Source organism: Aeromonas sp. FDAARGOS 1407 (assembly GCF_019048725.1).
Classification (GTDB): domain Bacteria; phylum Pseudomonadota; class Gammaproteobacteria; order Enterobacterales; family Aeromonadaceae; genus Aeromonas; species Aeromonas enteropelogenes.
The window spans coordinates 3762449-3782805 of record NZ_CP077399.1 but is presented as its reverse complement, the minus strand read 5'-3'; the positions used below and the strand labels follow the sequence as shown (position 1 = coordinate 3782805).

At 59.5% G+C, this 20357-nt stretch carries 17 protein-coding genes; 7 read left to right on the top strand and 10 right to left on the bottom strand.

The window, feature by feature from the left end; translation table 11 throughout:
• Positions 1–88 precede the first annotated feature (88 nt).
• Together I6L37_RS17730 and I6L37_RS17725 are read right to left on the bottom strand one after the other, a co-directional pair.
• On the bottom strand, positions 89–334 hold the full coding sequence (locus tag I6L37_RS17730) for a hypothetical protein (protein ID WP_042024934.1): 246 nt from the start codon (positions 332–334) through the stop codon (positions 89–91).
• Positions 335–426: 92 nt separating this feature from the next.
• Positions 427–1758, bottom strand: coding sequence for a GAF domain-containing sensor histidine kinase (locus I6L37_RS17725; RefSeq protein ID WP_216992554.1), 1332 nt, complete (start codon positions 1756–1758; stop codon positions 427–429).
• Positions 1759–1942: 184 nt separating this feature from the next.
• On the opposite strand from I6L37_RS17725, the gene I6L37_RS17720 reads away from it, so the two are divergent.
• The gene (locus I6L37_RS17720) at positions 1943–3280 is read left to right on the top strand and encodes an MFS transporter (protein ID WP_223378083.1); all 1338 of its coding nucleotides are present in this window, start codon (positions 1943–1945) and stop codon (positions 3278–3280) included.
• A gap of 103 nt (positions 3281–3383) precedes the next feature.
• Here I6L37_RS17720 and I6L37_RS17715 read toward each other — a convergent pair whose 3' ends face one another.
• Positions 3384–4766 (bottom strand): amino acid permease, encoded by a 1383-nt coding sequence (locus I6L37_RS17715; protein WP_216992553.1) that lies wholly within the window; start codon positions 4764–4766, stop codon positions 3384–3386.
• A 342-nt stretch (positions 4767–5108) separates the two neighbouring features.
• Between I6L37_RS17715 and I6L37_RS17710 the strand changes: the two genes are divergently transcribed.
• On the top strand, positions 5109–5426 hold the full coding sequence (locus tag I6L37_RS17710; protein WP_254203505.1) for a hypothetical protein: 318 nt from the start codon (positions 5109–5111) through the stop codon (positions 5424–5426).
• Positions 5427–5593: 167 nt separating this feature from the next.
• Here the strand turns inward: I6L37_RS17710 and I6L37_RS17705 are convergent, their stop codons facing one another.
• Positions 5594–6406, bottom strand: a complete 813-nt coding sequence (locus I6L37_RS17705; protein ID WP_026456094.1) for a pyruvate, water dikinase regulatory protein — start codon at positions 6404–6406, stop codon at positions 5594–5596.
• Between the two features lie 319 nt (positions 6407–6725).
• On the opposite strand from I6L37_RS17705, the gene ppsA reads away from it, so the two are divergent.
• Positions 6726–9104: a phosphoenolpyruvate synthase gene (gene ppsA / locus I6L37_RS17700; protein ID WP_201941139.1), complete on the top strand. Its 2379-nt coding sequence runs from the start codon at positions 6726–6728 to the stop codon at positions 9102–9104.
• Positions 9105–9184: 80 nt separating this feature from the next.
• On the opposite strand, the gene I6L37_RS17695 is transcribed toward ppsA, so the two are convergent.
• The 4 genes from I6L37_RS17695 to I6L37_RS17680 all read right to left on the bottom strand — a co-directional run bounded on the left by I6L37_RS17695 (position 9185) and on the right by I6L37_RS17680 (position 12598).
• Entirely contained in the window at positions 9185–9646 is a 462-nt protein-coding gene (locus I6L37_RS17695; RefSeq protein ID WP_061477213.1) for a hypothetical protein, read from the bottom strand.
• A gap of 18 nt (positions 9647–9664) precedes the next feature.
• The gene (locus I6L37_RS17690; protein WP_061477214.1) at positions 9665–11542 is read right to left on the bottom strand and encodes a S8 family serine peptidase; all 1878 of its coding nucleotides are present in this window, start codon (positions 11540–11542) and stop codon (positions 9665–9667) included.
• Positions 11543–11857: 315 nt separating this feature from the next.
• Positions 11858–12040 carry a hypothetical protein gene (locus I6L37_RS17685; RefSeq protein ID WP_026457610.1) on the bottom strand — a complete coding sequence of 61 codons (183 nt, stop codon included), beginning with the start codon at positions 12038–12040 and terminating at the stop codon, positions 11858–11860.
• A gap of 6 nt (positions 12041–12046) precedes the next feature.
• Positions 12047–12598, bottom strand: coding sequence for a hydrolase (locus tag I6L37_RS17680; protein WP_216994198.1), 552 nt, complete (start codon positions 12596–12598; stop codon positions 12047–12049).
• Positions 12599–12901: 303 nt separating this feature from the next.
• On the opposite strand from I6L37_RS17680, the gene I6L37_RS17675 reads away from it, so the two are divergent.
• Complete coding sequence (locus I6L37_RS17675; protein WP_216992552.1) at positions 12902–13723, top strand: MetQ/NlpA family ABC transporter substrate-binding protein; 822 nt, start codon at positions 12902–12904, stop codon at positions 13721–13723.
• 62 nt (positions 13724–13785) lie between these two features.
• Here the strand turns inward: I6L37_RS17675 and I6L37_RS17670 are convergent, their stop codons facing one another.
• Positions 13786–15642, bottom strand: coding sequence for a DUF3413 domain-containing protein (locus I6L37_RS17670; RefSeq protein ID WP_042069726.1), 1857 nt, complete (start codon positions 15640–15642; stop codon positions 13786–13788).
• A 47-nt stretch (positions 15643–15689) separates the two neighbouring features.
• On the bottom strand, positions 15690–15917 hold the full coding sequence (locus I6L37_RS17665) for a YejL family protein (protein WP_005344699.1): 228 nt from the start codon (positions 15915–15917) through the stop codon (positions 15690–15692).
• A 73-nt stretch (positions 15918–15990) separates the two neighbouring features.
• On the opposite strand from I6L37_RS17665, the gene yejK reads away from it, so the two are divergent.
• The 3 genes from yejK to malF all read left to right on the top strand — a co-directional run bounded on the left by yejK (position 15991) and on the right by malF (position 20355).
• Positions 15991–17052, top strand: coding sequence for a nucleoid-associated protein YejK (yejK, locus tag I6L37_RS17660; protein ID WP_061477216.1), 1062 nt, complete (start codon positions 15991–15993; stop codon positions 17050–17052).
• Between the two features lie 396 nt (positions 17053–17448).
• Positions 17449–18630: a maltose/maltodextrin ABC transporter substrate-binding protein MalE gene (gene malE, locus I6L37_RS17655; RefSeq protein ID WP_216992551.1), complete on the top strand. Its 1182-nt coding sequence runs from the start codon at positions 17449–17451 to the stop codon at positions 18628–18630.
• A 72-nt stretch (positions 18631–18702) separates the two neighbouring features.
• The gene (malF, locus tag I6L37_RS17650) at positions 18703–20355 is read left to right on the top strand and encodes a maltose ABC transporter permease MalF (protein WP_216992550.1); all 1653 of its coding nucleotides are present in this window, start codon (positions 18703–18705) and stop codon (positions 20353–20355) included.
• Positions 20356–20357 lie beyond the last annotated feature (2 nt).

Sequence of the window (20357 nt, the reverse complement as noted above, 5' to 3'; positions counted from 1 at the left end):
CATTACCAGGGGGTCATTAATGGCAGAGCCCTCACCGTGGCCGGAGAGGGCTCTGTTGTCATCTGTTGCCCCGGGGAGTGGGCACGCGTCAGTGGTTCTCTATCTCCAAGAGGGCCATGGCTTTGGCCAGCGCATCGACGGATTCCTGATGCTTGCCCGCCTGGTGCAGAGACTCCCCTTCGGCACGCAGCTTTTTCACCTGTGCCAATTGCTCGGCACTGAGGTCGGGGGCTCTGGCCAGGGCATCGTCAATCTTCTTCATGTCGGCAGGGCAGTGAAAGGCGAGCGCGCCGCCGGCAAAGAGCAGGGTGAATACAAACAGGAGTGATTTCATCTTGATTACCTCGCTGGGGGACATCTGCAAGAATAGACGTCGTCAGGGCGCAACGAAGGCCCGTGTTTTGGATAGATGGCAAAGGAGCGTTGTCACAGGCGACCCGGAGCCATGCGCGGGAAGGTCAGGGTAAAGCAACTGCCCTCTCCCGGTGACGAACGCGCCGTCAGGCTGCCACCCAACACCGAGGTGGCGATGCGGCGGCAGATGGATAACCCCAGCCCCGAGCCACCCTTGCCCAGGGTGGTGGTAAAGAAGGGATCGAAGATGTGGGCCAGTACGTTGGGGGCCATGCCCTGACCGTTGTCCAGCACTTCCAGGTAGATGGTCTCCTTGTCCTGATAGGCGCTGATCACTATTCGCCCATCCTGTCTGGCCCCTATGCCATGTACAGCGGCGTTGTGAACGAGGTTGAGCAGGACCTGGCTCAGGGGGCCCGGGTAGGTGTCACAGAGAAGTCCCTCACCGACGGTATTTTGCATGATCACACGGTCATAGCCCTGTCCGGCCTTGAGGTTGGCCAGGTTGTCGTCGATGAGGCGCTTGAGTTCGAAGCTGCGCCGGCTCTCCGAAGTCTGATCGATGGCCACTTGTTTGAAGCTCTTGACCAGCTTGGCTGATTGGGTGATGGCCTGCAGCGCCAGCTCACTCATCTCCTGGGTGGCTTTGATGAACTCTTCCAGGGTGGAGCGACGGATCGTCTGTGCCCCCAACTGGGCGGCCAGTTGCCGCGTTCTCTCCTGCAGAGCCGTGGTGGCGATCAGGGCATTGCCGATAGGGGTGTTCAGCTCGTGAGAGATCCCCGCCACCATGGCCCCCAGTGCCGCCAGGGTTTCGGTGTGGATCAGCTCTTCCTGGGTCTTTTTCAGGCTATCTAGGGTCTGGGTCAGCTGTGCCTTGTGCTGCTCGAGCTCTTCCTGCGTCTCATGAAGACGGATATTGTCGTAGAGGGTATGCATGCTCTGCTGCACCGAGTCACGAAATTGCCAGAGCAGTTGTCGATAGAGACCACCGTAGTCGTTCTCCTCCCGGCTCAGCACGCAGATGGTGCCGAAGATCCGGCCATCTGGCCAGCAGAGCGGCAGGCCGCAGTAGGAGATCATGCCGAGTTTGATGTCAGGGTTGTGATCCCACTCGGGATCCTTGAGGGCATTGGGAACGAGGAGCTCCTGGCGGGTATCCATGACCCGTTCGCAATAGAGCCCGGAGTCGAGGTGCTCGCGCGCTCCGGCAGGGTAGCAGTTGTCCGGCGTCTGGCTGGTGATGAAGACTTCGATCTCGTTGGGATGTACCCGCATGATGAGCCCGGCCGGCACGTGAAACAGCTCAGCCATCAGATTGATGGTTTTTTGCCAGGAGAGACGCAGGGAGTCCGGGATCTCGAACTCGGGGGCGATCGGGTACTTGGCGATGCTCGCAGACATGAAGGCGTTCCTGTTTGCTGGGACTATGGTGAGCGGACTCTATTTCCCATTCTAGTTGTCCGGTTCAGGCCGTGCGCGCCATGGTTTGGCAAACGCCGCAGGGTTGAAGCGAACCGGAAGCAAACGGTACCATGATCCTTTCGCCGAATTATTCGCCACCCTTATTCATCATACTGGAGTGCCCATGACCCTCAGACGATTGTTGTCCCCCCTGACCAGTCTGGTGATCTTCATCCTGGGGCACGGCATGTTCAACACCCTGTTGACGGTGCGCCTGTCGGCCGAGGATGTCTCGGCCCAGGCCATCGGCCTGGTGTCGGCCGCCTATTTCGGTGGCCTGGTGCTGGGGGCTTTCGTCAACGCCCGCCTCATCATCCGGGTGGGGCATATCCGGGCCTATGCGGCCTATGCCTCCCTGCTCTGCTTTCTGTTCCTGTTGCACGGCATGGTGGTCGAACCCATCAGCTGGGCGGCGATGCGTCTGGTGGGGGGATTTGCCACCGGCGGCCTGTTCGTGGTGCTGGAGTCCTGGATGCTGGTCTCGAGTACCCCCGCCAACCGGGGGCGGTTGATGTCCCTCTACATGATCCTGCTCTACGGATCCCTTGCCATGGGGCAATTGTTGCTCAAATGGATCGATCCTATGGTGCTCACCCCCTTTGCTCTGTGCGCCATGGCCGCCACCCTGTCGGTAGTGCCGCTCGCTATCTCGCGGGTGGCCATGCCCGCCATGGTTGCGCCGCAGCCGGTCGGGGTGCGTGAGCTGGTGCGCCTCACCCCGGCGGGGATGGGCAGCAGTTTTACCTCGGGCCTTATTTTGGGGGCTATCTATGGCTTGCTGCCCCTCTATTTTGCCGATACCGGGGCCTCCCTCTCCCGGGTGGCGGACATGATGGCGCTGGTGATCCTGGGGGGGATGTGCCTGCAGTATCCCATTGGCCGCATGTCCGATCGTTTCGACCGGCGGCTAGTGATCCTGCTGCTGTGCAGCGTGCTGACCCTGCTTGCCCTCTTGATGGTGGCGCTGCCCGCCGGCTGGCGCGAGCCGATCGCGGGGGCCCTGGTGTTCCTGCTCGGCGGCATGGCGTTTTCCATCTATCCCCTGAGCCTCAGCCACGCCTGTGACGAATTGCATCCGGATCAGGTGCTGGGGGCCAACCAGGGGTTGCTGCTCGCCTACAGCATGGGGGCCATGATAGGCCCGCTGCTGGCGCCGCTCCTGATGCGTCCCTTCGGGCCAGAGGGGTTGTTCCTCTACTTTGCCCTGTGCGGGGCGCTGCTCGCCACTTACCTTGGCTGGCGCAAGCGGCAGCGGGCGCCCATTCCGCTGGACGAACATCAGGTGTTTATCCCTGTGCCACCCAATACCCCCATGACCGCCGAGCTGGAGCCGAGAACCGATCTGGCGGGGGAGGCGGTGCCTACCTCCTATGCCACTCCTGATGCTCCCCTTGACACGGCTCCCGAGAACACACCCGACCTGACTTCCGGCAACACAGGGGGGGCCAGAGAGGGGGCCTAGCCACTTCCTCGTTTGGCCATTTGCCATGGTCAACGACTCTTCCCAGACAATAAAAAACGCCGATCATCCGATCGGCGTTTTTCTTGTTTTGTATTGCTTGGGGTTAGCCGAGCTCGACAACGGCCTTGCTCTGGGCCTGGCTCTTGCGCTTGATGGCAAACCCCACCCCCAGCACCACCAGCCACACGGGGATTAGCTCAACCGAGATGCGGGTGCCCTCGTTCAAATACATGATCACCAGGATGGCGGCCATGAAGGCAAGGCAGAGGTAGTTGCCAAACGGGCTCCACAGAGCCTTGAACTTGGTAGTCACCCCTTCGGCGGCCTTGACCTTGCGGAACTTGAGGTGCGCCAGGCTGATCATGGCCCAGTTGATGACCAGGGCGGAGACCACCAGGGACATCAAGAGGCCGAAGGCCTTGCCCGGGATCAGGTAGTTGATCAGCACGCACAACAGGGTGGCGGCGGCCGAGATGGAGATGGCGGTCAGGGGAACTCCGCTCTTGTTGGTCTTGAGCAGCGCCTTGGGACCGTTACCCTGCTTGGCCAGGCCAAACAGCATGCGGCTGTTGCAGTAGACACAGCTGTTGTAGACGGAGAGCGCGGCGGTCAGTACCACCAGGTTCAGCACGTTGGCCACCAGGTTGCTGTCCAGGGCGTGGAAGATCATCACGAACGGGCTGCCGCCTTCCACCACCTTGCCCCAGGGATAGAGGGAGAGCAGTACGGCCAGGGCACCGATGTAGAAGATGAGGATGCGGTAGATCACCTGGTTGGTGGCTCTGGGGATGCTCTTCTCCGGGTTGTCGGCTTCTGCCGCCGTGATGCCGACCAGCTCCAGGCCGCCGAAGGAGAACATGATGAAGGCCATGGCCATCACCAGCCCGCCCACGCCGTTGGGGAAGAAGCCGCCCTGGGCCCAGAGGTTGCTGACCGTGGCCTCGGGGCCGCCGCTGCCGGAGAGCAGCATCCAGCCGCCAAATCCGATCATGCCGAGGATGGCGACCACCTTGATGATGGCAAACCAGAATTCCATCTCGCCGAACGCCTTGACGTTGGAGAGGTTGATGGCGTTGATCAGCACGAAGAAGAAGGCGGCCGACATCCAGGTCGGGATCTCGAGCCACCAGTACTGGACATAGATACCCACTGCGGTCAGCTCGGCCATGCTCACCAGCACGTAGAGTACCCAGTAGTTCCAGCCGGAGGCAAAGCCGGCGAAGTCACCCCAGTACTTGTAGGCAAAGTGGCTGAACGAGCCGGCAACCGGCTCTTCCACCACCATCTCGCCAAGCTGGCGCATGATGAGAAACGCAATGAAGCCGCCGATGGCATAGCCCAGCAGCACCGAAGGGCCCGCCATCTTGATGGTGTCGGCGATGCCGAGAAACAGGCCGGTGCCGATGGCGCCGCCCAATGCAATCAACTGAATGTGGCGGTTTTTAAGGCCGCGTTTCAGCTCTTCGCCGTCTTGTTTCAAATCCATGGTCTGTCCTTATCTCTCTGTTATCTCTGTCGGTGTTGGGCTCATCCTGAGCAGGCCGCGATGCGTAGCCAAAACCTGACGAAAGCTGTATTTATTTCGTTACGGAATGCGATTTGTGATTTTTCATGCTGGCTGGCAACGCAAGCAGAATAGTGATAATCCGCCATAAATGCACCTGTTTTCCATGTTGAACGGTGGTGTTTTGCACGACGGCCAGCTTTTTCATGAGTTGATCAAGCTTTCGGTTGGTGGTTGGGTGAAAAATAAGCAATCGAATTGAATTTTGTTGACATGATTTTTTGATAGTGATTTTTCATTGCTTTTACTGAGAAAGGGATGCAAATGATGCACAAGCTGGCTGAAGGGGCGGATAAAGGGGGCCTGGTACAACAGGGGGTGGCCAAGGGGGTACTGCTGGTGCTCTGGTTGGCCATGGCGGCCTGCCCACTGCTCCTGACGATGGCGATCGCCATCCTGGCCGGTTGGGGCTGGCTGGGAGATGAAGGGTTGCTGCAGCACTGGCCACGGCTTCTGCTGGCAGGGGCACTGATCGGGGGAGTAGCCGGTTGCTGGCTGGCTGAGCGGGTACGCCGAAATGACGGTTTGCTGGCCTGCTATGCTCGCCTGATGAATAACCCTGAGCTCAATCGCCACCACTAAACGGCGCGTTTGATAAGATGGGAAAAAGGAGGGGCAAACGCCTTGATGCGCTTGCCCCTCGTTGTATCCGTCGCCTCAATGGTCACTGTGATGGCTAGCCATGCCTTGGTTGGCAAGGGCAGACCCCGGATTTTGTCATTATCCTCAGCGATAGCTGTCAAGCTGGCTTAACAGAGGTGGCGGCGCAGGCCGGTTGCCTCCAGGATCTTGGCGCTGATCTCCTCCACCGAGTGGGAACTGGTATCGAGAAAGCGGATCGCCTCCCGGCGAAACAGTCGCTCCACGCTCGCCAGCTCCTGCTCGCACTGTTCCAGCGAAGAGTAACGGCTGTTGGCGCGGCGCTGGTTGCGGATCTCGTGCAGCCGCTGGGGCGCGATGGTGAGGCCGAACAGCTTGTGGCGATTGGCCTTGAGGGCGGTGGGCAGATCCAGGGAACCCATGTCCTGTTCGATGAAGGGGTAGTTGGCGGCGCGGATGCCAAACTGCAGCGCGAGATAGAGGCTGGTGGGGGTTTTGCCGCAACGTGACACCCCGATCAGTATGATGTCCGCCTCGTCGTACTCCCGGGTGGTGATGCCGTCATCGTTGGCCAGGGCGAAGTTCACTGCCTCGATGCGATCGTCATAGAGCTTGCGGTTCTCCATGCCGTGGGTGCGATGGAGCCTGGGCTCGGCCTTGACCCCCAGCTCTTGCTCCAGCGGGCTCACGAAGGTGTTGAGAAAATCGTGACCGCAGGCCTCCGCTTTGAGCACCTCTTCCCGTACTTGCGGGTCGACGATGGTGTGGAACAGGATGGGGCGCACCCCGGTCTGGCGGAACTGTTCGTCGATACGAGCCCGTACCTGCCTCGCCTTTTCCAGAGTCTCCACGAAGGGGATGGTGATCTGTTCAAACGCCAGCGGAAACTGGCTCAGCACGGCGTGGCCGAACACTTCGGCGGTGATGGCGGTGCCGTCGGAAACATAGAATACGGTGTGCACGGGGGCTCCTGTGGTGGGGATTGGCATGGTGACGAGGAGGAAGTATCTCTCGAAACTATATCAATTTTGTCAACCGGTCTGCTGTGCCCAAGTTGTGAAGTGGCTTGCAAACCTGAGTCGTTACCTTTTTGTGTTGGCATTGTAGAATGTCTGTGTCATTCGGCCATCCCCAAATCTTGCGTGGGGATTTTTTTGACAATAAGTAGAAAACGTTTTCTTGGTCGTTGGCAACAGCACAAACAGACAATAACGCACAAAACTCACGTACATAAATCAGGGGACAGGGAGCTCTGACTCCCGAGCCCACCAACCTGGAGACATGCAAGTGCAACAGTACGTACTCTGGTACGAGCAACTCGGAATGCAAGATGTAGAACGAGTTGGCGGCAAGAACGCATCCCTTGGCGAGATGATCAGCAACCTCTCTGGCGCCGGTGTATCCGTGCCGGGGGGTTTTGCCACCACCGCCTATGCGTTTAACGAGTTTCTGGAGTCAAGCGGCCTCAACGACAAGATCCACGATCTGCTCGACGCCCTGAATGTGGACGACATCGCCGCCCTCAACCGGGCCGGCCAGCAGATCCGCGACTGGGTGATCGACGCCCCGTTCCAGCCCGAGCTGGAGCAGGCGATCCGGGTTGCCTACGAGAAGTTGAGTGCAGGTGTCGAGGCCTCCTTTGCGGTGCGATCGTCCGCCACCGCCGAGGACATGCCGGATGCCTCCTTTGCCGGCCAGCAGGAGACCTTCCTCAACGTACGCGGCATCGACGCCGTCATGACGGCCGTCAAGCATGTGTTTGCGTCACTGTTCAACGATCGCGCCATCTCCTACCGGGTGCATCAGGGCTATGACCACAAGGGCGTGGCGCTCTCGGCTGGGGTACAGCGCATGGTGCGCTCGGATCTCGCAGCCTCCGGCGTCATGTTCACCCTGGATACCGAATCCGGCTTCAACGACGTGGTCTTCATCACCGGGGCTCACGGCCTTGGCGAGATGGTGGTGCAGGGCGCCGTCAACCCCGACGAGTTCTATGTGCACAAGCCGACCCTCAAGGGCGGGCGTCCCGCCGTAGTGCGCAAGACCCTGGGCTCCAAGCTTATCAAGATGACCTACTCCGACGATGCCGGTCACGGCCGTCAGGTGAAGATCGTCGATACCGTGGATACAGAGCGCAGCCGTTTCTGCATCACCGACGAAGAGGTGATGGATCTGGCCAGACAAGCCCTCATCATCGAGCAGCACTACGGCCGCCCGATGGATATCGAGTGGGCCAAGGATGGTCAGGATGGCAAGCTCTACATCGTCCAGGCGCGCCCGGAAACCGTGCGCAGTCGCCAGGAGGCCAACACGCTCGAACGTTTTGCCCTCAAACAATCCGGCAAGGTGCTGATCGAAGGGCGTGCCATCGGCCACAAGATAGGGGCGGGTCCGGCGCGGGTCATTTCTTCCATCAGCCAGATGGATGAGGTGCAGCCCGGCGACGTGCTGGTCACCGACATGACCGACCCGGACTGGGAGCCCATCATGAAGCGGGCCTCCGCCATTGTCACCAACCGGGGCGGGCGCACCTGCCATGCCGCCATCATCGCCCGCGAGCTGGGCATTCCGGCTGTGGTCGGTTGTGGCAACGCCACCGATCACATCAAGGATGGCCAGCTCATCACCGTCTCCTGTGCGGAAGGGGATACCGGCTTCATCTACGACGGCGAACTCGACTTTGATGTGGCGGTGACCGAGGTAGGCAACATGCCGCGCCTGCCCATCAAGATCATGATGAACGTGGGCAACCCGGACAGAGCCTTCGACTTCGCCCAGCTGCCAAACGCCGGTGTGGGGCTGGCCCGCCTCGAGTTCATCATCAACCGCATGATCGGCGTGCACCCCAAGGCGCTGCTGGAGTTTGATCAGCAAAGCCCCGAGCTTCAGGCCACCATAGCCAAGATGATCGCCGGCTACGAGAGCCCGCGCGAGTTCTACGTCGCCAAGCTGACCGAAGGCATCGCCACCCTGGGCGCCGCCTTCTGGCCGGAGCGGGTGATAGTACGGATGTCGGACTTCAAGTCCAACGAGTACGCCAACCTGGTGGGCGGTCGTGACTACGAGCCTCATGAAGAGAACCCCATGATTGGTTTTCGTGGTGCGTCCCGTTACATCGCCGACAGCTTCCGCCCCTGCTTTGCTCTCGAGTGCGAGGCGATCAAGCGGGTGCGCGACGTCATGGGGCTGACCAACGTCGAGGTGATGATCCCCTTTGTGCGCACCGTGGGTGAGGCGGAGCAGGTGATCGACATCCTGGCTGAAAATGGCCTGCGCCGCGGCGAGCGGGGGCTCAAGGTGATCATGATGTGCGAGATCCCGAGCAATGCCCTGCTGGCCGACAAGTTCCTCGAGCACGTCGATGGCTTCTCCATCGGCTCCAACGACATGACCCAACTCACACTTGGACTGGACAGGGACTCGGGCCTGATTGCCCACCTGTTCGACGAGCGCAACGAAGCGGTCAAAGCGTTGCTGGCCATGGCCATCCAGGCTGCCCGCAAGGCCGGCAAGTATGTGGGGATCTGCGGCCAGGGGCCGTCTGATCACGCCGACTTCGCCGCCTGGCTGGTGGAGCAGGGGATCGATTCGGTGTCGCTGAACCCGGATACCGTGGTCGATACCTGGCTTTATCTGGCCGAGCAGCACGGCGGCAAGTAAGTCTGCAAGCGTGCAGCAATGACAAGGGGGCCTGATGGCCCCCTTGGTTTTTACGGGCGGCAGCCTGGCTGCCGGCGTGCTTATTTGGGCTGTTGCTCTGTTCCGGACAGCTCAATCTGCACCTTCACCCCTTCCTCTTTGAGCCGGGTGGCGATGGCGTTGAGATCCGTGCTCGGCTTGGCCTCCAACAGGGCAATGCCGCCGCTGCTCTGCTTGAATTGCAGGCCGTGGCGGCTTGCGATCGCCTTGGCCTGACTGTCATCGGCTTCCACCAGCAGGGTGCCGCTGACGGTCAGCTCCGGGCTGGCAACGCCCTGCAGCAGGGCATCGCCCCGGCGCAGGGTCTGCTGCGGCACCTTGCCGTCCAGACTGCGGGTGACCCGCTTCTTGTTGCCATCATCAGGGGTCAGGTAGGTCTGACCATTGACCTCTATGGTGCGATATTGCTTGCCATCTATGGTCACTGACTCCTCGGCACTGGCATAGGTGGTGGCCGTTGCCAGCAGGCTGGCGAGGGCAAGGGTGATCATGGTCTGTTTCATGGAATGATTCCTCTGTAATCAGGCGCGGGGCGCGTCATGGCCCAGTACGCGCAGAGACCAGTCGATAAGCTTGCCCGGCTGGCTGTTGTTGCGTTCGGTCAGGGTGCTGCGGGTGTTGGTTCGGCGATCAAGCAGTGAAACCTGACGAGTGCCGTTGGCGATGTCGGTCACCTCCAGTCGCCATTCCCCCTGAGCCGGTTCGCCATAGAACTTGTGGGAGAGCAGGCGCATGTCACGCAATCCTCTGGTGCGAACATAACCCAGTTGCTGCCGGTCGAGGGACTGACCCACCAGGCTGTTGTAGGGGTTGAGCAGCACGCTGCGGGTGCCGGACGGAGAGACCAGCTCGATCAGCAGATCAGGCAGGCGCTGGTGATCCAGGTTGACCATGACCTGTACCGCTTCCACCGTCAACGCCTGCTCGATCTGGATGGCCGAGCGGGTCGGGGCAGCACCGACGTCAGGAATGGCTGCTGCCCTGCTGTCGCTCGAGGAGACCTTCTGCCAGGGCAGTTGCACCAGCGGCGGCAGCGGGTTGTGGTTGGCGGCGCGCGCCAGAGCCTTGTTGACATCGATCAGACCAAAACCGTAAGTCGGGCTGAACCACATGCCGGCGGCGTTGCGCTCCCACCCTTCCAGTGCGGTGACCGTGCGGGCGCTGCCTGCGCGGCTGGTGTAGCTCACCTGTACCGCCGGATGCGCGGCATCGACCCGGGTGGCGCTGCGGGCTAGCAGATCCCGCAGGTCCCGCACCGACAGATCCGGATAAGCGGACATCAGCAGCGCTACCGAACCCGAGGTGTTGGGGGTCGCCGAGGAGGTACCATTCATCACGCCGTTGTAATCGCAGCGCGCATCCAGTTGCAGATTGCCGTGCAGCCGGTTGGCGCTGGGATCATCATTGCGGTTGTAACCCATGTCGCACCCGGGCAGATCCGTGGTGACCATGGCTGGCGTATCGGTGCCATATTCTCCCCCGGGGGCGCTCAGGAAGACGTTGCTGCCGACGCTGGAATAGGAGGAGCGTTTGCCATCGGCATTGAGGGCGCTGACCACCAGGTTCCAGAAGTTGCTGTTGGCGGGATCGATATTGCTGTTCTCGAAGGGCAGGAGAGGGCCATTGCCGGTGCGGGAGAGGGCATAGTTGCCGGCGCCGATGCGTTTGAAGCCGTTGCCCGCCGCCTTGATGTAGGCCGCGCCTTCCGCCTTGAGGGTTTGCTGCTCGAACAGGCGATCGAGCTGGGCCTGATCCAGATCGGTGGCCCCTTGCGGGTCGACCAGGCTCATGCCGTAGCTCTGGTTGAAGACCCGGTTGTCACGGCTGGCCTGGCTGTCGCCAAGGGCATAGAGCCAGTCCTTCTGCAACTGCCGGCTGTCGTTGTCGAGCAGGTTGAACCCCTGCAACTGGGCCTGGGGGGCGACGCCTTTGGTGCCGACGGCGTTGTCCGCCGCAGCGATGAGACCGGCTACCGAGGTGCCGTGGGCGCTGTCGGGATCCGTCGGGGTGGGATCGCTGCCGCCGGTAACCACGTTTTTGGAGCCCGGCCGCACGTTGTCGGCCAGATCAGGGTGGGCAATGGCCAGGCCGTCATCCACTACGGCCACATTGATCCCCTGTCCCAGCACACCGGTGCGGTGTGCCCACCAGAGGTTGAGGTCGTTGCCAGCCACGCCGCCGCGAGCGCTGAAGGCATCCTGGCCGCTGTTGAGCAGGTGCCACTGCTGATCCTGCAGGGGATTGCTGCCCGGCAGGCAACGCATTGCGCTATTGCGGGCGGTATCCACGCCACTCTCCTTGCCGGTGAGCGGGGCACAGTTTTCATTTGCCTGAACGAGTGCGACGGGCAGGGTCGACAGCAGTGCTGTGATCGCCAGTGCTAACGATGTTTGCTTCATTATTTTTAACTCCATCTAGGATCGCACCTTCCTGGGTGCGAATGGAATCTATACACGGGATGAAGCGAGTCAAAAGACTCTCTTTAAGGAACTATGACGAGCTTCAAAGAAATCCGATTTGGTTTGTGGTGGGTATTCCATTGGCGCTCTTTATGCGATTTATTGAGAGCATTTCTCATTTTCATTTATTGATCTTTTTGTTTTTTAAATGCTTTGCGAGCGCCATATCGGGTGGGATGAGTAGCGGGGAGTGGACCGGCCCTGTCGCAACAGGAGCCGGTATGAGAGCCATAGGGTATGGCAAGCAGCAGGTGGTCAGATGGCGAGCTCGGTCACAGGGAAACCCGCCAATAGCCAGAACAGGGCGGCGAACAGGGCTAGGCCTATCAGGCTCCAGCGCAGATAGCGGCGGGTCGCCGCCATGCCGATCACCGCCACGATGGCCGCCACCCAGCCGGCTACCAGCAGGTAGATGAAGGGGGCCATGTTGTCCATCATGGTGCCTTACCTCACGAGTGCCAGCACCTGGCGAAACGCCGGATGGCGGCAATTTCCCAGCAGTTCGTAGAGGCACATCTCCACCGAGGTGAGCTCGGCCCCTCGGGCTGCAAGTTTGCCGATGGCCAGCTCCCGGTTGGCGGGAGTGCGTGAGGAGACCGCATCTACCACCAGTGAAACCTCGCAGCCGTTTGCCAGCAGCCCAAGTACCGTTTGATAGACGCAGATATGGGTCTCGATGCCGCACACCAGCCAGTGGTTGACCCCGGTCTGGGTGAGAGCGGCGGCCACGGTCGGCTCACCCAGGGCACCGAAGCTGAACTTGCTGAGTACAAGGCTGCCTGCCTGCAACCCTTGCAACTCGGGCACAGTGGTTCCGAGCTTGTCCGGATTTTGCTCCAGCCAGACGACCGGCAATCCCAGCGCTCTGGCCCCTTGCACCAGGCGCTGCGTATTGGCGATAAGGGCCTCGCTCCCCTCGACCAGGCGCGCCAGCTTGCCCTGAATATCGACGACCAGCAGGCCGGTCGTGGCCACCGTCAGCGGCTGTATTCCCATCATTTGCTCTCCTTGCAGCGGTTTTCTCGGGCCGATTGCGCCAAAGGGGCGCGCCCCCTGAATGCTTGACTATACCGGAATCGCCTCCAATTCAAGCTCTCTATGAATCCTTTGTTTGTGTCATGAAGGACAGGTAACCCTCATTTTCCAGTCTGCCCTGTTTTGCCGCTTGGCGAAGGGAAGGGGCTCTGTTATTGTGGCTGAAATAGCCGTTTGGATGGCTAGATGGTTACTGTGTGACGTTTATCGTCCCGGATTGCACCTCTGGCCACCCTCTTGATGATTTTTTGACAGGGAGTCCCTATGCAACGCCGTTCCTTCTTCAAGCTCTCCGCACTGGCTTTGTTCGCCAGCAGTCTGCCGTTTTCCGTCCTCGCCGCCGATCCGGCCAAGGCCAAGAAAGAGATAGTGATCGGCACGACCGTGGGCGATTTTGCCGACATGGTGACCGATTCCATCAAGCCGCAGCTGGAGGCCAAGGGCTACCGGGTCAAACTGGTGGAGTTCACCGACTACGTAACCCCCAATATCGCCCTGGCCGATGGTTCGCTCGATGTGAACTGCTTCCAGCACAAGCCCTATCTGGAGAGTTTTGCCAAAGACAGGGGCTTGTCGCTCGCCCCCATTACCCAGGTGCCGACCGGTCCCATGGGCCTCTATTCCGGCAAGAAGGGGCAGCTGGCCGAGGTGGGTGAGGGGAGTTCTGTAGCCATCCCCAACGATCCCACCAACCAGGCGCGGGCGCTCCTGATGCTGCAGGACTTGGGCTGGCTCAAGCTCAAGGAGGGGATCAATCCGCTCAAGGCGAGCGAGTTCGACGTGGTGGACAACCCCCACGACATCAAGCTGGTATTGCTGGAGGCGGCCCAGCTGCCACGCTCGCGGGAAGACGTGGATTTCTCCGTCATCAACGGCAACTTCGCCGCCTCCAGCGGCATCCCGTTCAGCGAGGGCTTGTTCCTCGAACGCAGTTACGACTTCATCAACTGGGTGGTGGTGAAGAGCGCCGATGCGGGCAAACCGTTTGCCAAAGACGTGGCGGCAGCCTACAACTCCCCCGAATTCAAGGCCTATGCGGCCAAGCGCTTCGCGGGTTACAAGTACCCGCAGGGGTGGGGCGGTTAATACCGGCACGGCGACAGACAATAAAAAACGCCCCGCATGCGGGGCGTTTTCATGTTCGGCCATCAGGGATGGCGATAGAAGCGGTTCAGCTCGTTCATCACCTGGATCATGGCTCCCATGTCCGGGTTGCCGTGCTTGATGGGGCGATAGCTCTTTTGCTCCAGCAGCTCGAAGTCACCCTGCTTGTTGAAGTGGGTGATGGTGTTGTCCTGATAGATGGCAAAGTCGTTCTGATCGCCAGCCAGCAGCCAGGGGCGCGGGCTGGTATCAAACAGGCTGCGACCTATGCTGTAGTCCCGCGCCGGGTTGCGCACCCCCAGCATGCCCTGCATCAGGGTTGGTACCAGATCGAGATGGCTGCTGGGTTGTGACATCACCTGGCTGTCGCGACCCGGCCAGGCCAGCACGAAGGGCACCTGCACCTGATAGGGGGAATAGTTGGTGCCGGCTCCCCAGCTGTTGCTGCGGGTGTCGTTGAACTCCTGGCCATGATCCGAGGTGATGACGACTATGGTGTTGTCGCTCATACCCTGCTGTTGCAGCTGGGTCAGCATCTGCTCCAGCAGCTGGTCGGTATAGAAGACCGAGTTCTTGTAGCGGTTTTCGAGCTTTTGCAGGTTCTCGGCCCGATAGGCGGTGGCCGGGTTGAAGTTGGTCAGCTCCGGCTGGAATGGCCCCTTCATGGTCGCCGGCAACTGGTAGTCGCCTGGGCTCGACAGATAGACCAGCGAGAACCAGGGGCGCTCCGGCGTGCGCTTCTCGAGCCAGCCCTGCCAGTCGGACAGCAGCTTACCGTCGTCGAGCTCTTCGGAGACGAATACCTGTTTGCGCAGGCCGGCCAGAATGCTCTGGCGATACTTCTGGGCATCTTCCATCGCGCCAAACAGGCCGAACTGGTAGTCCTGACGCAGCATCTCGTCGAACAGCACGGGGGGCCGCTTCTCGCTGCTGATGTCCTGGTAGTAGTGGCCGGGCAGACCGTAGAAGAGGCCGAACATGCCCATCAGCGCGTCGTTACCGCTGCTTAAGTGATTGCGGAACGTCAAATTCCGGGAGGCATAACGCTGCAGATTGGGCATGTTGATGTTGTTCAGCATGTCAAAGCGCAGGGAGTCGACCACCACCACCAGCAGGTTGTTGTGGCTGCTGGGGGCGTTGACGTTGAGCGGGCGCAGGGGATAGTGCATCCGGCTGTCGCTGCCACTGTTGTTCTCCGACGCCGCCTGCTTCTTCTCGTACTGATCCAGATCCAGCCAGCCATGCTTGGCCAGGAAGGAGCGAGCCGTCATGGGGTAGGAGAGGGGGAAGTTGGCCCGTTGCATGGTGATGGGCTGATACAGGGTGGCATCCGCCCAGCTGTTGACCAGGTGGGTCAGGATGAAGCAGACCAGCAGGGCCAATCCCACCTGATTGCCGTACTGACGGCGCTTGCGCTTGTTGATCTTGCGCCAGACGTAGGCTGACAGCAGCAACTGCAACAGGAAGATGGTGGGCACTGCGACGAAGATGATGCTCCAGATAGAGCCCTCCTCGGTCTGGGCCTGATCCAGCAGCAGTTGCCACACCTGGGCATTCAGGTGGAACTTGAACAGCCTGAATACCTGGGTGTCGATAAGCAGCAGCACCAGCGCCAGGGTGGCGACGATGGCCGAAATAAAGCGCAGGGATTTCTCTTTGGGCAAGAGGAAGGTGAGCGGAAAAATCGTCAACAAATAGGTGACGAAGCTCAGGAAAGAGAAGTGGCCAATCCAGCTCACAACAAGGTAGATCACGCCGAGCGTGGTCGATGGCCAACTGATGGCACCCAGATAGCGGGTGGCGATCAGCATGGCCAGGATGATGTTGAAGAAGGAGAACCAATGCCCCCAGGTGATCAGGCGAGAGACATTATCACGATAGGGGTTACCGGTTTCGACCATAGTGATCCATCTGCGTAGAGAAACGTCAAATCAACGGAGTCGGGGACTCAGTGTGTGTCGTGGCGATTGTCGACCGATGCGGTCAGGGCCTGGACAAACTTCTCGGTGATGGCCTGGCGCTGGGCCGGTGCCATACCGTTGATGATATTGGTGGTCAGGTTGCCAAGCACCATGAGGCTGAGATCCACCGGCGCCTTGTGCTTTTCCAGCGCGGTGATCAAGTCGTTCATCAGGGCGTCAAACTGCTCGTTATTGTACTTTGATACGATGGGCATAATCTTCAGTTCATCTCGGTTCAAAGCGCCTTATAATACTTCACCCTTTCGGCTAACACTATGGCTTTGTGACATGAGTCTCGATATCGACAAGATCATACTTCACTCCCTGCGCCAGGGCGGCGATGGTCAACCTTACGCCGATACCCGCAGCCAGACCCTGCCCCCCGACGAGGCGGTACAAGGGCTGATGGCGGAATTGCATCGCATCTACAACGGCAAGGGTGGCAAGGGCTTTGGCTTTTTTGCCGACCCCGAGGAGGCCGTCGCCGAACTGGCTGACGGCGAAGAAGCCCCCAAGCAACCCTCTCCCGCGTTTCGTATCGCCCTCGAACAGCTGCTCGACGAGCAGACGGAATTTGTCCCCTTCTCGGTCACCGTGACCCAGATGCTGGTCAAGCAGCTGGTGGAGCATGCCCTGGATGAACAGGGGGTGCTGCTGTTTGCCAAATACAACTACGTTGGCGTCGATTATCTGCTGATCGCGCTGCTGGAAGGCAAGGAGAGCGTCACCGTCAGCGAGGCGCTGGAATTGCGTCATATCCAGTATCTGGATATCGGCAAACTCAATCTGGTGGCCCGCATCGATCTCACCGAGTGGAAAACCCAACCCGATTCGCGCCGTTATATTACCTTCAGCAAGGGACGCATAGGCCGCAAACTTGGCGACTTCTTTATGGATTTGCTGGGTGCCCGCGAAGGGATGGATGCCAAGATCCAGAATAAAGGCTTGCTGCAGGCGGTCGAAGATTATTGCGACAGTCGTCAGCTCGAACCGGCCGAGCGCAATGATTATAAAAAGCAGGTTTTCAAATATTGCACCGAGCAGGCCAGTGCCGGCGAAGAGATTGAAATCAGGGAGCTCTCTGCCGAACTTTCCGCAAAAGAGGCGGGGGAGGGGGATCTCGATTTTTACAGCTTTATCGGTCAGGAGTATGAGCTGGAAGAGCGTTTCCCTGCCGATCGTTCCACCCTGCGCGGTCTGACCAAATTTGTCGGATCCGGCGGCGGCCTGACTCTGAGCTTCGAGCAGAAGCTACTGAATAGCCGCATTTTTTACGATCCGGACACCGACACCCTCACCATCAAGGGGGTGCCACCCAACCTCAAGGATCAGCTGCTGCGCCAGTCGTAATGTGATCCGGTCGTCATATTTGGCAAAAAGGGACCCCGCTTCGGCGGGGTCCCTTTTTTATGGCGTTCGTGGCGCAGGACGAAACCGGGGCGGTGCTTTGTTAACATATAAAACAGAATCGATTGTCTGAAAGGGTTTTCATTCAAGTGAAAACCCTTTCAATGAAGTAATAAAATTTCATAATGGTAATTATATTTCTGTGTTGGTTGCGAGATAAGCCGATAAAATCGGTTATTACCGCGATTTAAGAAAATGTTTTCAAAACTTTCTGGAAGGAAATACGTAATTGCATTTCAAAAATGCGAGTTACGTCATGTGAGCCGTTTGCCGCTTGGGATAATATTCATCTCGCACACAAATGCTCTTACAGCGCGGAACTAATACAAGGAAAGGCTCATGAAAAAGAAATTGCTGTCATCCCTGATCGGTCTGGCCACTCTTGGTGTCGCCTGCTCTGCCACTGCTGCCATCGACGAAGGCCAGCTGACCATCTGGATCAACGGTGACAAGGGATACAACGGCCTGGCTGAAGTGGGTAAGAAGTTTGAAGCAGAAACCGGCATCAAGGTGACTGTGGCCCACCCGGATCAGGTTGAAGTGAAATTCCAGCAAGCCGCCGCCACTGGCAACGGCCCGGACATCTTCTTCTGGGCTCACGACCGTTACGGTGAGTGGGTCAAAGCCGGTCTGCTGGTGCCCGTGACCCCCAATGCCGACACCAAGGCAAAGTTTGAACAACTGGCATGGGATGCCATGACCGTCGATGGCAAGACCTATGGTTACCCGGTTGCCATGGAAGCGGTCAGCCTCATTTATAACAAGGATCTGCTGCCCGAGCCGCCCAAGACCTTCGAAGAGATCGCCAAGATCGACGAAACCCTGAAGAAGGATGGCAAGCGCGCCATCATGTGGGCCTATGACACCCCCTACTTCAGCTATCCGCTGGTAGCCGCCAACGGTGGTTACGCCTTCAAGAAAACCGCCACCGGTTATGACGTGAAAGACACCGGTGTGAACAACGCGGGCGCCAAGATGGGCGTGGGCTACATCTCCGAGATGATCAAGTCCGGTCACCTGGAGAAGGGCATCGACTACGGCGTGATGGATGCCAAGTTCAACAAGGGCGAAGTGGCCATGATGATCAATGGTCCCTGGGCCTGGAGCAACCTGGACAAGAGCGGCATCAAGTACGGCGTCGCCCCGCTGCCGACCCTGAACGGCAAGCCGGCCAAGGCCTTCGTTGGCGTGCTGGGTGCCACCATCAACGCCGCCAGCCCGAACAAGGACCTGGCCATCGAGTTCCTCGAGAACTACTTGCTGACCGATGCCGGTCTGGCGCCGATGAACGCCGACAAGCCGCTGGGTGCCGTGGCCCTGAAATCCTTCCAGAAGACCCTGGAATCCGATCCGCACATCAAGGCGACCATGCAAAACGCCCAAGCTGGCGAGCCGATGCCGTCCGTGCCCGAGATGAGCCGTTTCTGGTCCTCCTTTGAAACTGCCCTCAAGAACGTGACCTCCGGCCGTCAAGGTGTTGATGAAGCCCTCGATACCGCTGCCAAGCGTATCATCCAGTAAGTTCGCACTACCCGGGAGGTCTTCGGGCCTCCCACTTTCTCCTCTCTCTTGGCGTTATAAAGGTTAATTGGCATGGAAGTAGTACCTTCTGTTGAGTCCTATGCCGGTCCGAAGGATAAGCACGTCTGGCTCAAGTGGACCATAGCGGCCCTGGTTGCCATCCTCAACGGCTACGCAGCCGTGATGATGTATGCCAGTGGCGAGTGGGTATTCGCGTTGCTGGATCTGGTGGTGGTATCCGCCGGCCTGTATGTCTTCATGAACAAGAAGACCTATGCCCATCGTTACATCTTTCCGGGTGTGGCGGGCATGGTTGTATTTATCATCTTCCCTCTTGCCTACACGATTGGCATCGCCTTCACCAACTATTCAGGCGCCAATTTGCTCTCGGTGGAGCAAGCGCGGGATTATCATCTCAAGAAATCCTACAAGGTGGCGGGTGGTGAATTCGATTTTACCCTGCTGGAAGCCGACAACGGCCAGTTCCAGCTGCTGCTGAACCAGGGTGAACAGACCTTTGTCAGCCAACCTCTCTCCCTGATGAACAACAAGGCCCGCGAGCTGGCGGTGCGCGAGGGACGGGCACAGGCGGCCCCGCAACTGGTCGAGTTGCAGGTGGCAACCGCCGAGACCGAGCGCAAGTCCGCGCCCATTCGCGTCATCGTCGAGCATCGTACTCACCTGAGCGGGCTGGATCTGGTGCTGCCGGACGACGGCACTCACCTGACCCTGAGCAGCCTGCGCAAGTTTGCCGCCCAGAAGCCGCAATACACCCGGCTGATGGATGGGGCCGTGCTCAAGTCCGGGGTGGTGATCAAGGATAGCAACCTGCTGCGTGACAACCAGACCGGCGAGCTGATGCTGCCCAACGGTGACACCGGCTTCTATCAATACATCGACGAGCAGGGTCAGTTCGTCGGCAAGGGTATCGCCCCCGGTTTCGTGGTGAGCGTAGGCTGGAAGAACTTTGCCCGCATCGTGACCGACCCGGGCATCCAGGCGCCGTTCCTGCAGATCTTCGTCTGGACCGTGATCTTCTCCACCTGCTCCGTCGCCTTCACCCTGGCCATCGGCATGGTGCTGGCTTGTCTGGTGCAGTGGGAAGAGCTCAAGGGGCGTGGCTTCTACCGGGTCATGCTGATCCTGCCCTATGCCATCCCGGCGTTTATCTCCATCCTGGTGTTCAAGGGCTTGTTCAACCAGAACTTCGGTGAGATCAACATGTTCCTGGAAGCGGCATTCGGCATCAAACCGGACTGGTACACCAACCCCTTCCTGGCCAAGGTGATGATCCTCATCGTCAACACCTGGCTCGGCTACCCCTACATGATGATCCTCTGCATGGGCCTGCTCAAAGCCATTCCGGAAGATCTCTATGAAGCGTCCGCCATGGACGGGGCCGGCCCGGTACAGAACTTCTTCAAGATCACCGTACCGCTGTTGATGAAGCCGCTGACACCGCTGCTGATCGCATCCTTTGCCTTCAACTTCAACAACTTCGTGCTCATCCAGTTGTTGACCAATGGCGCCCCGGACATCATTGGCGCCAGCACCCCGGCCGGTACCACCGACCTGCTGGTGAGCTACACCTACCGGATCGCGTTCCAGGGCTCGGGTGGTCAGGACTACGGTCTGGCCAGTGCCATCGCCACCGCCATCTTCCTCATCGTGGGTGCGCTGGCCTTGCTCAACCTGAAATTGTCCAAAGCCGACAAGCAACTGTAAGG

Coding starts and splice junctions, on each gene's coding strand:
- I6L37_RS17675 (WP_216992552.1), top strand. CDS start 12,902: ATGCAACGCCGTTCCTTCTTCAAGCTCTCCGCACTGGCTTTGTTCGCC.
- I6L37_RS17665 (WP_005344699.1), bottom strand. CDS start 15,917: ATGCCCATCGTATCAAAGTACAATAACGAGCAGTTTGACGCCCTGATG.
- I6L37_RS17720 (WP_223378083.1), top strand. CDS start 1,943: ATGACCCTCAGACGATTGTTGTCCCCCCTGACCAGTCTGGTGATCTTC.
- malE (WP_216992551.1), top strand. CDS start 17,449: ATGAAAAAGAAATTGCTGTCATCCCTGATCGGTCTGGCCACTCTTGGT.
- I6L37_RS17725 (WP_216992554.1), bottom strand. CDS start 1,758: ATGTCTGCGAGCATCGCCAAGTACCCGATCGCCCCCGAGTTCGAGATC.
- I6L37_RS17680 (WP_216994198.1), bottom strand. CDS start 12,598: ATGGGAATACAGCCGCTGACGGTGGCCACGACCGGCCTGCTGGTCGTC.
- yejK (WP_061477216.1), top strand. CDS start 15,991: ATGAGTCTCGATATCGACAAGATCATACTTCACTCCCTGCGCCAGGGC.
- I6L37_RS17690 (WP_061477214.1), bottom strand. CDS start 11,542: ATGAAGCAAACATCGTTAGCACTGGCGATCACAGCACTGCTGTCGACC.
- I6L37_RS17685 (WP_026457610.1), bottom strand. CDS start 12,040: ATGATGGACAACATGGCCCCCTTCATCTACCTGCTGGTAGCCGGCTGG.
- I6L37_RS17715 (WP_216992553.1), bottom strand. CDS start 4,766: ATGGATTTGAAACAAGACGGCGAAGAGCTGAAACGCGGCCTTAAAAAC.
- I6L37_RS17695 (WP_061477213.1), bottom strand. CDS start 9,646: ATGAAACAGACCATGATCACCCTTGCCCTCGCCAGCCTGCTGGCAACG.
- I6L37_RS17710 (WP_254203505.1), top strand. CDS start 5,109: ATGATGCACAAGCTGGCTGAAGGGGCGGATAAAGGGGGCCTGGTACAA.
- I6L37_RS17730 (WP_042024934.1), bottom strand. CDS start 334: ATGAAATCACTCCTGTTTGTATTCACCCTGCTCTTTGCCGGCGGCGCG.
- I6L37_RS17670 (WP_042069726.1), bottom strand. CDS start 15,642: ATGGTCGAAACCGGTAACCCCTATCGTGATAATGTCTCTCGCCTGATC.
- ppsA (WP_201941139.1), top strand. CDS start 6,726: ATGCAAGTGCAACAGTACGTACTCTGGTACGAGCAACTCGGAATGCAA.
- malF (WP_216992550.1), top strand. CDS start 18,703: ATGGAAGTAGTACCTTCTGTTGAGTCCTATGCCGGTCCGAAGGATAAG.